The following is a 10,082-nucleotide window of genomic DNA, read 5'->3' as shown; positions in this document are numbered from 1 at the left end:
TTCATAGCCAGCAAGTTTGTCTGGCTTGCGATAGATGCAATTGCCACATTTGCTTCCTGCAACATCTGAGACTGAGCCTCGATTTCAGTGATTCGGTCGTTGACAGCCTTCTGTTTTGAAATACCAGTCTGAGAATTTGCCCGAAGCTCATTGAAAGAGCCTGCCATTTTTTCCATTGAGCCGTTTACAGAAGAGATATTTCCAATCATCTGCTCGACTGCGGCAGAAGCCTGTGTGACTCCGCTTGACTGGCTTTCAATCATGCGCTCAAGGGATTCGATATTTGAAGCAATCTCGTTGACTGCGCCTGCCGTCTGTGAGACCGATTGATTCTGAGCGTCAATCTGATGCTTCATTGATTCGATGTTTGCAATAATCTCTGTGATAGACGAAGCCGTGTCCTGAGTTGCCCCGGAAAGATTCTCGCCAGCTTCAAGCAATTCATCTTTTGAGTATTTAACATCACCGATGATTGCCTGTAATTTTTCGGCAAATTTGTTGAATCCTTTGACAACATCGCCGATTTCATCCTGAGATTTAAGGTCAATTCGTTTTGTAAGATCCGCATCACCTGAAGAAATATCGTTAAGGGTGACTTTTACGCCATTGAGAGGTTTAAGAAGTATGCGAAGGAAAATCGTTGACACAATGACAAGCAGAATGACCATACCAATGATAATAGGAATAATAATCACTATAATCTGACGCATAACACTCGTGATGACATCCGCTGACTTTGCGACAAACAACATTCCTGAAATATCACCGCTCTCATCGCGGACTGGTGCGTAAATAGAGAGGTATTTTTTACCATTGATTACATTTTCACCTTCGTATCGCTCGCCATTTGCAAGAACTTTATTAACGATGCTTTGATTGTCAAGTTTTGTTCCAACAAGGTTTGCACCCAGCGTTGTAGAAGCCCGAATATTTCCCTCGAACATCGTACACTCAACGATGTAAGTGTTTTTAATCTGATCGACGAATTCTGGGTCAACCATACTGTAAGTTCCTACAACAGTTCCGACGACACGGCTTCCGCTTTTAATCGGATAAGCGTAAACCAAACTATAAGGATAAATGTCGGTAGATTCATAAGCATATTCTTTTTTACCGATCAATGCATTCCTTACCGCATGGGATTTTGAAAGATCCGTACCGAATTTCGCGTTTCCGCCAACGACTCTTCCAGATTCATCAGTAGCGAGAAGTAAGTCAATATCAAGAACCTTTTTTTGCTCGACTGTGAGGGAATTTGCCGTCTCCCAGTCATCGTTTGCAAGAGCAGTGGCAAGACGAGTTTTATCAGCAAGAACGAGGGTAGAATACTCAAGCTGAAGACGCCATTGATCAAGCGTGTCCATAACGCCCGTTTCCGTGGTCACAAGATTTTCAAGAACCATAGCTTCAACTTCGCTTCCTGTGATTCTAGATGCAACTGTTCCAACGGCAGCAGAGGCAACGATAATCGCAACAGCTGCAAGAATGCTGATTTTTGTAGAAAGTTTTAAGCTTTTCATTTTGACTCCTCTAGATATATGCAGGTTTTTAGACTTTTTTAAGAAAATTGCTAAGTAATTATCGCCAAAAATATTTAAATTGTCAAATTCTATTTTAGCCTATGCAAACAATCAAAATAGATTGTGAATTTTCCTTTTTAATGGTAAATTCTAATCATGCTTGATTCTTCTAATTTCAGGAGAGCCGTCAAACTCACAGCGCCTGTCTTCTTCGGCTATATCGCAATTGGTATTCCCTTTGGTCTCATGGTCGTGAACGCTGGCTTTCCCTGGTGGCTTGCCGTGGTCATGAGCCTTCTTATATATTCGGGGACAGGTCAGTATATCGGAATCGCGCTTTTCTCTTCTGGATTTGCAAACGCTTCAAGTTTTTGGGCAAGCCTGCTCACCTTCGTGAGCATTGAATTCTTCATTGGTTTGCGCCATATCTTCTATTCACTCTCACTTTTGGAAACTTACCGCAACACAGGAAAATGGAAATTTCCCCTCATTTTCACAATCACCGACGAAACCTTCGCCTTGATTTCTTCATGCAACATTCCCCGCGATGCAGACAAGGGTGCATATCTGGCCGTAATTTCAATTTTTGACTATTCATACTGGGTCTTGGGAACTTTAATCGGAGCCATCATCGGAAATTTCATTCCAGACGGCTACTTAAACGGCGTGGATTTTGCCCTCACAGCCCTCTTCATCGTCCTTATGATAAACCAAATCAAAGCCAGCAAGGATTTTCTGCCCTCACTTGTGGGAATTCTAGCAGCATGCCTTGCCACAGCCCTTTCTTACATCAAAATCAACGGAAAAATCATTCTGCCAAGCCAGCATTTAATTCTCACAGGTCTTTGTCTTGGAATCGTCGTAATGATTTTGCTCCGGGGCAAATCCGCAAAATCAAAAAAATCTGAAGGGGGCGAAAAATGAAACTGACATCGACAGAAGCTTTAATCGCAACCCTTGCCATCGGACTCATGATGCTCCTTCTCCGTTTTTTGCCCTTCGTGATTTTTTCAAATCGCAAGTCGCCAGCATTCTTCTCTTTTATCGAAAAATTCATCCCTGCCCTTTCGATTGCGGTTCTTTTTCTAGTCTGCTTTAAAGAAAGAACAACGGATTTGATTTTCAAAAGCTCAAATTTTACCACAGAAATTTCCTCGGTCATTTGCGCCATCGTGGCTTCACTTCTTACCGTAGTGCTTCATCTCTGGAAGAACAATGCCATGCTCAGTATTTTTGGCGGCACAATTCTCTACATGATTCTTAATTATTTTTTCTAATCCTATTCAGTATTTAGCAAAATAAAAAAATCTGATTATTTTTCAAAAACTATTGAAAAGATTGCCTATAAAAACTATTTTATCAATATGAAAGGAAGTCAGGTCACAATCAGTGGTGTTCACAAACAGTTCGGGGATTTTGTCGCGCTGGACAATATCGATTTTACTATTAAACAAGGCGAATTCTTCACGCTTTTAGGGCCGTCCGGCTGCGGAAAGACGACTTTGCTCCGTATCCTCGCGGGATTTGAATTCCCTGACGAGGGCGAAATTCTCTTCGACGATATTGATGTCACCGAGCTTCCGCCAAACAAGCGGCTCTCAAACACGGTCTTCCAGAATTACGCGCTTTTTCCTCATTTGAGCGTCTACGAGAATGTGGCTTTTCCCCTTCGACTCAAAAAACTTCCCAAAAACGAAATTGACGAAAAAGTCCGCCAGTATGTTCACTTGGTTGAGCTGGACGAGCATATCTACAAAAAGCCGAACCAGCTTTCTGGCGGTCAGAGGCAGCGTGTCGCAATCGCCCGCGCTTTGATTAACGAGCCGAAAGTCCTTCTTTTGGACGAGCCTCTTTCTGCCCTTGACGCAAAATTGCGCTCAAACCTGCTGGTTGAGCTTGACCGCCTCCACGACAAAATCGGCATCACCTTTATTTTCGTCACCCACGACCAGAGCGAGGCCCTTGCCGTCTCAGACAGAATCGCCGTCATGAATCACGGCCATGTCCTGCAGGTGGGAACCCCTTACGAAATTTACGAAAGCCCGGCCACTCAGTTCGTGGCCCAGTTCATCGGCGAGACAAATCTTTTTGAAGCCAGCGTCGTAAACTGCGAGAGCTACAAGGTGGAAGGCAAGGCCGACATCGAGCACATGGTCACCCTTAATGTTCCCGCTCTGGGACTTCAGGCTCAGCTTAAAGGCGACACTCAGGCCACCAAAGAAGAAGACAAAAACATTCTCGTCACCGATTACGAGCACACCGACGAAGGGCAACGCGTCGCTTTCACCGTTCGCCCCGAAAAAATCCGAATCACTTTGGAAGAGCCGGATGTAAAAGGCCGCAAGGACATCAATGTCTTCAAGGGAATCGTTGAGGAGCCGGTCTACACAGGATTCCAGTCAAAATTCTATGTCAAACTGGAAAAGACAGGCACAATCGTCAAAGTCTTCAAGCAGCACCAGAACTATCTGGACGACGGCCCCGAAATCCAATGGAAAGACACAGTCTATATTTCATGGTCGGCAGAAGACGGCTACATCGTGGAAGATATTGAAAAATAGGTAAGGCTCAGCCCTTCCTGAGCAAATCCTTTTACGCGGCGAACCAGTCTTCAAGACGGAGAAAATTCTTTTCTTTCATAAGCTTGAAATCTTCGGTGTTGTGGGTGACTAAAACCATTCCGTTTGAAATCGCCGTGGCCGCAATCTGGGAGTCGTAGCTGGGAAGAGTTTTACCCTCATGCTCGGCCGCCGCTTGAATTTCCCCGCAGATGGAAGCCGAAAATTTGTTGTAGGGAATGATTTCGGTGTTTTCACCAAAATTTTCTATAAAGTTTTGTACAGTTCCCTTACGCCTTCCTTCCGGCATCCGTTTTACCCCTCTGGTCAGTTCCTGCCATGTGACTGCGGAAATCGCACAGAAATTCTTTCTTGCTTCATAGAAGGCAAGAACCTGTTCATCCGGCTGCTTTTTTATAAATTCCGATACAATATTCGTATCTAAAAGATATATCGCTTTCATGAAAATCTCCTTTTGCTGACGGCTTTTATGCCCACGGATCTTTTGAATAATCCGGACATTCCCGTGATGGAGTGAAATCAAATCCTAAATCATCAAGCTCGTCTTTATGGTCTTTTCGCCATTTGAAAAGCCAGGATTCTTTATTTGAAGAATTATTTTCATATTCTGCATAGCTGATTATTACAGCGACAGGCTTGTCGTAACGAGTGAGCTCGACAACCTCGCCTTCTTCTGCGAGTTTTACCAAGGCCGAGAAATTATTGCGAGCCTCATAAATAGATGTCCTGCACATAAAACCTCCTAAAGTGACAAATCCACTGTAGCATGAAATTTCATCTTAGTCAACTTTAAAAATGTTGGCTAGAATACTCGCTTATTTTTAAACTTTTCGTCGGCAACTATCTTCTTTTTGCGTGATGTGATATATTTCTCATAATGAAAAAATCAAATCCTGGTCCGTTTTATTCTTACCCAATGGGGCTTTGGTTCTCCCTCTTTTTCGTCGTGCCGCTGGCGATTATCGTCGCTTATTCCTTCATGAAGCGCGACATGTTCGGCGGAGTCATTCACCAGTTCTCCCTTGACGCTTACAGGCAGATGTTTTCTGCCGCTTACGCCAAGATTTTTTTGCGCACTCTCTGGATGACTCTTGTAGCAACCTTCGTTTCGATTCTGATTGCCCTTCCCTGCGGATATGCCATTGCCCGGAGCCGACATCAGACAGCACTTTTGATTCTGGTCATCGTGCCATTTCTCACCAACTCATTGATTCGAATTTTCGCCTGGATGACTATTTTGGGCGAAAACGGCGCGCTCAACGGTCTCTGCGAGATTTTTGCAAAATTTTGCTTTTTCGTGACCAGAAATTCCGACGGCGTTTTCGTTCCCCACAAATTCATGTTCACAAAGGGCGCGGTCATTCTCGTAAGCATTTACATGTACCTGCCTTACGCAATCCTGCCGATTTTCACTTCGGTTGACCGCTTCGACTTCACTTTGCTTGAAGCAGCACGGGATTTGGGAGCCACAAAGGCAGGCTCAATTTTCCGCGTGATGATTCCAGGAATCAAGTCAGGCATAATCAGCGCGCTCATTTTCACATTCATTCCGATTTTCGGAAATTACACCGTTCCCCAGATTATCGGCTCCACCGAAAGCTACATGCTGGGCAATATCATCATGGATCAGATTCAAAAAGCGCGAAACCTGCCACTTGCCTCTGCATTCAGCGTGGTGCTCACGGTGGTTTCAATGGCGGCGATTTTGCTGATGATTTCTTCTGACAAAAAAGAAGCCAGCCTCAAAAAGATGAAAAAGGAATAGGAGACAAAGAAAGAATCTTTAACAGGGCGTTCCCCTTCGGGTCGGGCTACTCACGAGCACCCTCGTTGTCGTGCTCGTTTGGTTCCGCTTACGCTTCATTCCTACGCTCTGATGGTTTCGATACGCTGCGCTACTCAACCACCGCCACTTCGGAACGGCTGCGCCGCCTTCCGTATTCCTAACGCGCTCGCTTTCAACCAAACAACGCCGAAAATGCCGCTTTCGCTTGGTCAGATTTGCTTTGCGCTGAGCCACCCACCCCGCCGTCAATCTTCGCAACCGAAAAATAATCGCAGAAATTCGCTTTTTCTTTGTCTTTTACGAGTTCGTCTATCGTCTCGTGGCAGTCGTAGTGACTTCCTGGCGAATAAAATTTGCAGTTTACGCAAGAATGTAAATCCGCCCCGCAAAATTCACAGGTCGATGAGCGACTAATTGAGACTTGAGTGATAGATTTTCCGCATTTTTTGCACATAAAGTCAGTATAAGAGAGAATTTGAAATTTTGCACGAAAAAATCACACTGTCATTCTATGCAAGTCTCGTGGTATAATATAAGAAACACGAAAGCGAGGTGAAAAATGGCAACAAAAAGCAAACACAAAAAACGCGAGCCGCAAGTGAATATCTGGCGCGGATTTGAAATCGACAGGCTGATTGCTTCGGGAACTTATCCCAATGTGCCGTTCTTGATGAAACGCTTTGAAGTCTCAGAGGCGACCATTCTGCGCGACATTGAGCGGCTGCGGAACGACTTTAACGCTCCGATTGAGTACGACCGATTCAAAAAAGGCTATTTTTACACGCACCCCACTTTCCGCATCCCTGCGAATCTTTCCACCGAAAAAGAAATTGTCGCCGCAAGGCTTATGTCGAATCTGCTTGAAACGCTGCGCGGAACGCCGATTTACGCGCAGGCGGTGGAAGTGTTCGCCACGCTCGCCACCGACATCGACGACAACACCGAAAGCGGACTTGCCAAGCGGTTGTCAAACCGCATCATCTTTTTGGGAATGAATCCCGTGCCGATTTCCGACGAAGTGTGGGCAAGCCTTGAAAACGCGCTCGCCCAAAACCGCTACATCACCTTTGACTACGCCTATTTTGACGGAGGCGAGCCGAAGCAAATCACCGCCGAGCCATGGCAGCTGCTTTTCTCAAACGGAATGTGGACGCTCTACGGCAAGGAAACGAAATCGGGCGAAATCAGATTTTACAACCTGCCGCTCATCAACAATGTCCGCCTGCACAAAGAAAGTTTTACGCTTTCAGAAGATTTTGAGTACACAAAGCGGGCGGTCGGCAATTTCGGTCGCTACATCGCTCGCAAAACCTACGAGTTCAAAATCAAAATCGAAAGCCCCATCACGCTGAACTGGGTGCGCACCTACCAATGGGCGGACGACCAGCGTTTCGAGCCGCAGACCGACGGAAGCACGCTCATGACTTTCACAAGCAACCAGCTTTATCCCGTGCTGAACTGGGTGATGAGTCAAGGAAAGTGGATGACACCGCTCGCCCCAACGGAACTCGTGGATTTGTGGCGGGAACAGGTGCGGGGAATGGCGGAGAAAATGGGAAGGTGAGAACGGAAAGATGAAAATTGTGATAGAATAAATGAAAGAGGAGATTTTGAAAAAATGAAGATTTGTACATGGAATTGTTTAGGACCTAGATATGATAAAGATGAAGAAATTGATTTATGGAAAGAAAAAATAAAATGGTTAAAGAAAAAATATCAAGCAGAATTATATGTAATTCAAGAATGCTCAAAAAAACAAGTTGATATTGCGCGTGGAAACATCTGGAATTATGCGGCTTGGTATGGTGATGATATAGATTGGTTTATGAGAGGAACAGCGATTTTTTCAGATGAGCGCTACTTTACAGAAAGAGAAGAATTTTTTCATAATCCTAAATTTCGCTATGTTGTTCCATATCGCATAAAAAATGCAAAAGAAAATTTAGATTTTATACTTTATAATGTTTGGACAAAAGCAAAACCCCAAAATAAAGAATATGAAAAAGATGCTTACTATTTTTATGAAAACAATGTAAAAGAAGCACTTGCTTTTTATAATGCAACTAAACATCTCGAAAAAAGTATTCTTATCGGGGATTTTAATTTTGGAAGAGATGCTAAATCTGTAGAAGAATCTTTTGGAAAATTCTTAGAGGAATACAATTTCACTATTGCTGAAAAAATTTCTAACGAGATAGTAACATATAAAGCAACAACCAATAAAGAATATTTTAATGATATTTGTTTTGGACGAGATTTAGATATATCATTATTGAGAAAAGGAACTTTTGAAGAATTAAGCGGTAAAAGCGACCATATTCCGTTACTTTTTGAAGTAAAAAATTCAAAATAAGCATCCCCCAATCCCACATTTGCATTTCCTCATTTTTCGGAAAGGCATTTTTCTTCCAAAACACATTTCCGCAAAATAAGGAAGCCTGAAAATCTCAAAAACACAATTCCTCATTATGCGGAAAGCCAAAATTCCTCAAAACTCATTTACTCATTCTGCGGAAAGTCTAAATTGAGAAAATCCTCTCGCTCGCATTCCGTGCAAGTCTCGTCTGTTATCATTTTATGCAAGTGGGGGCGAAAATATGAATGAAATTCTCGATTTACCGAAAGATTCTGAATCTGTCAGGCATTGGCTCGATACTATGAAATTCTTTTTTAATCTTTCTGAAAAGATCAAAGAGGAAAATGTACTGGAAGTTATCAGAAATAAACTCTCGCTGAAAAATCGTTGCGTAAATTTTGAAAACTCACGCAAGATTTTCAACGATTCTGAAAATCGGATTTTGTTTGAAATGCTGAAAATGCTCTGCGATGAAAATTCCGCATTTTTTATCAGTCGTGTCATCGAAAAGCGAATCGAACTCGCTTCGCTAAGCGAAACAGAAAAGACAACCTTGTATATTTCCCTTGAAGGAATTTTTTGTATTCAAACAAAAGTGAGTCTGGACGAAATGAAAGAAAGATTTTATGCGATGCTCGATGAAAATCATATAGAACAGATTGATATTCAACTTTATGAAAAAGACGGCGATGATTTACAGTCTTTGCCACAGTTTAAGAGAAGTATTTTCAGAAATTTCAGATTCAAAGATGTTTACATGCTGGCTGATTCCGCGATAAAAAAAGTTTTGAATGAAATCGACCCATTGGATTTGAGCAAGGCTCTGAAACTTTCAGATGTGCGCGTGAGGGGAAAATTTTTCTACAATATGAGCAAAATGTCTTCTGAAATCTTGCAAGAGGATGTTGAAACCGTGCCTGCCACGAAAGCAGAAATCCGTATCAAACAACGACATATCCTAAATGCTTTCGAGTATTTGCAAAAACAATGTCAGGTTTATATTCCCCTAGTGTGTGTCGCTGACGAAGTAAGCAATTTTCTTTTTTCTCCATAATTTTTTTTCACACCCTCACTCCATGCAAGTCTCGTCTGCTATCATCTTATGCAAGCGAGGCGGAAAGGCTCGCAAGGGGGTAATTATGGAAAAAATCATCTCTCTGACCGACAAGCAGGTTGAGGAAATCGACATCATCGACAATTTCTTCGCCCAAAAACAAAATGAACTTCGGCTTGCGATGGAGCAGACTGAAAAAATCTATGCGAACGCGCCAGACTTCTTCGTTCCGAAAGCAACGGGGAAAATTTTTGTCGGTAAACAGACTGAACCGCTTATCGTCTTTGCGGATTTGAACTCTGAGCGTTTTTCGGAAAATCATTCGGTCACGGCGAAAGTTATGAGCGATTTGCTGGATTCGGAAAGCGAGGAGAAAATAGAATTTTGCGCAACGACGAACGCTTTTTTGCACGACTGGAACTGGGATGCGGAAAATCCTGTGCCAGAACTAGACAAAGATTCTGTTCGCCTTGAAATTTTGCTCGTGTTCGTTTCTTTTCCGCCGTCTGCGTACAGGGATTTTGCCTTTGACGACATTCCGCGCCTTTCCGACCGTGCGATTCAGAAATTGCTGACAAAAATCAACACGGTAGACCTGATTGATGCCCTGAAATCGGCAAGTGTGGAAGTCCAAAACAAATTCTTTTTCAATATGTCAAAGCGAGCGGCGCAAATGCTGAAAGAGGATATGGAATTCAGAGGCGAGGTCAGTTTGTTGGATTCTTACGCGGCGCAGCGGAAAATCATCGAAGCCGTGCATGAATTGGAAAAATCGGGCGAGGTTGAA

General features: G+C 43.3%; 12 protein-coding genes. 8 read left to right on the top strand and 4 right to left on the bottom strand.

Annotation, left to right across the window (positions count from 1 at the left end; genetic code table 11):
- Positions 1-1,520 (bottom strand): methyl-accepting chemotaxis protein (locus B2089_RS10075; protein WP_296687138.1); only part of this gene is annotated, 1,520 nt, incomplete at its 3' end.
- A 156-nt stretch (positions 1,521-1,676) separates the two neighbouring features.
- Between B2089_RS10075 and B2089_RS10070 the strand changes: the two genes are divergently transcribed.
- The 3 genes from B2089_RS10070 to B2089_RS10060 all read left to right on the top strand — a co-directional run bounded on the left by B2089_RS10070 (position 1,677) and on the right by B2089_RS10060 (position 4,081).
- Positions 1,677-2,444 (top strand): AzlC family ABC transporter permease, encoded by a 768-nt coding sequence (locus B2089_RS10070; protein ID WP_296320869.1) that lies wholly within the window; start codon positions 1,677-1,679, stop codon positions 2,442-2,444.
- A complete protein-coding gene (locus B2089_RS10065; RefSeq protein WP_296320872.1) occupies positions 2,441-2,797 on the top strand; it encodes a branched-chain amino acid transporter permease in 357 nt (118 codons plus the stop codon). Before B2089_RS10070 ends, B2089_RS10065 begins: the two co-directional genes overlap by 4 nt.
- Before the next feature lie 87 nt (positions 2,798-2,884).
- Positions 2,885-4,081: an ABC transporter ATP-binding protein gene (locus B2089_RS10060; protein ID WP_296320875.1), complete on the top strand. Its 1,197-nt coding sequence runs from the start codon at positions 2,885-2,887 to the stop codon at positions 4,079-4,081.
- Between the two features lie 31 nt (positions 4,082-4,112).
- Here B2089_RS10060 and B2089_RS10055 read toward each other — a convergent pair whose 3' ends face one another.
- Together B2089_RS10055 and B2089_RS10050 are read right to left on the bottom strand one after the other, a co-directional pair.
- Positions 4,113-4,541, bottom strand: coding sequence for a type II toxin-antitoxin system VapC family toxin (locus B2089_RS10055; protein WP_296320878.1), 429 nt, complete (start codon positions 4,539-4,541; stop codon positions 4,113-4,115).
- A 25-nt stretch (positions 4,542-4,566) separates the two neighbouring features.
- A complete protein-coding gene (locus B2089_RS10050) occupies positions 4,567-4,833 on the bottom strand; it encodes a type II toxin-antitoxin system Phd/YefM family antitoxin (RefSeq protein ID WP_296320882.1) in 267 nt (88 codons plus the stop codon).
- Positions 4,834-4,976: 143 nt separating this feature from the next.
- On the opposite strand from B2089_RS10050, the gene B2089_RS10045 reads away from it, so the two are divergent.
- Complete coding sequence (locus B2089_RS10045) at positions 4,977-5,864, top strand: ABC transporter permease (RefSeq protein WP_296320887.1); 888 nt, start codon at positions 4,977-4,979, stop codon at positions 5,862-5,864.
- A gap of 193 nt (positions 5,865-6,057) precedes the next feature.
- Here the strand turns inward: B2089_RS10045 and B2089_RS10040 are convergent, their stop codons facing one another.
- The gene (locus B2089_RS10040; RefSeq protein ID WP_296687130.1) at positions 6,058-6,339 is read right to left on the bottom strand and encodes a hypothetical protein; all 282 of its coding nucleotides are present in this window, start codon (positions 6,337-6,339) and stop codon (positions 6,058-6,060) included.
- Positions 6,340-6,444: 105 nt separating this feature from the next.
- On the opposite strand from B2089_RS10040, the gene B2089_RS10035 reads away from it, so the two are divergent.
- The 4 genes from B2089_RS10035 to B2089_RS10020 form a co-directional block, all read left to right on the top strand.
- Positions 6,445-7,449, top strand: coding sequence for a helix-turn-helix transcriptional regulator (locus B2089_RS10035; protein WP_296687127.1), 1,005 nt, complete (start codon positions 6,445-6,447; stop codon positions 7,447-7,449).
- Between the two features lie 54 nt (positions 7,450-7,503).
- On the top strand, positions 7,504-8,238 hold the full coding sequence (locus B2089_RS10030; protein ID WP_296687124.1) for a hypothetical protein: 735 nt from the start codon (positions 7,504-7,506) through the stop codon (positions 8,236-8,238).
- A gap of 244 nt (positions 8,239-8,482) precedes the next feature.
- Positions 8,483-9,295 (top strand): FliG C-terminal domain-containing protein, encoded by an 813-nt coding sequence (locus B2089_RS10025; RefSeq protein WP_296687121.1) that lies wholly within the window; start codon positions 8,483-8,485, stop codon positions 9,293-9,295.
- An 85-nt stretch (positions 9,296-9,380) separates the two neighbouring features.
- Positions 9,381-10,082, top strand: a 702-nt coding sequence (locus tag B2089_RS10020; RefSeq protein WP_296687118.1) for a FliG C-terminal domain-containing protein, incomplete at its 3' end; no start/stop codon positions are given.

This window comes from Treponema sp. UBA3813, from assembly GCA_002368605.1.
Lineage (GTDB): Bacteria > Spirochaetota > Spirochaetia > Treponematales > Treponemataceae > Treponema_D.
This window is presented reverse-complemented; position numbering and strand designations above follow the sequence as displayed.

What these genes read in the sequence shown, in the direction of transcription:
- B2089_RS10065 (WP_296320872.1), top strand. Translation starts at nt 2,441, where the DNA reads ATGAAACTGACATCGACAGAAGCTTTAATCGCAACCCTTGCCATCGGA.
- B2089_RS10050 (WP_296320882.1), bottom strand. Translation starts at nt 4,833, where the DNA reads ATGTGCAGGACATCTATTTATGAGGCTCGCAATAATTTCTCGGCCTTG.
- B2089_RS10030 (WP_296687124.1), top strand. Translation starts at nt 7,504, where the DNA reads ATGAAGATTTGTACATGGAATTGTTTAGGACCTAGATATGATAAAGAT.
- B2089_RS10025 (WP_296687121.1), top strand. Translation starts at nt 8,483, where the DNA reads ATGAATGAAATTCTCGATTTACCGAAAGATTCTGAATCTGTCAGGCAT.
- B2089_RS10070 (WP_296320869.1), top strand. Translation starts at nt 1,677, where the DNA reads ATGCTTGATTCTTCTAATTTCAGGAGAGCCGTCAAACTCACAGCGCCT.
- B2089_RS10060 (WP_296320875.1), top strand. Translation starts at nt 2,885, where the DNA reads ATGAAAGGAAGTCAGGTCACAATCAGTGGTGTTCACAAACAGTTCGGG.
- B2089_RS10040 (WP_296687130.1), bottom strand. Translation starts at nt 6,339, where the DNA reads ATGTGCAAAAAATGCGGAAAATCTATCACTCAAGTCTCAATTAGTCGC.
- B2089_RS10035 (WP_296687127.1), top strand. Translation starts at nt 6,445, where the DNA reads ATGGCAACAAAAAGCAAACACAAAAAACGCGAGCCGCAAGTGAATATC.
- B2089_RS10045 (WP_296320887.1), top strand. Translation starts at nt 4,977, where the DNA reads ATGAAAAAATCAAATCCTGGTCCGTTTTATTCTTACCCAATGGGGCTT.
- B2089_RS10055 (WP_296320878.1), bottom strand. Translation starts at nt 4,541, where the DNA reads ATGAAAGCGATATATCTTTTAGATACGAATATTGTATCGGAATTTATA.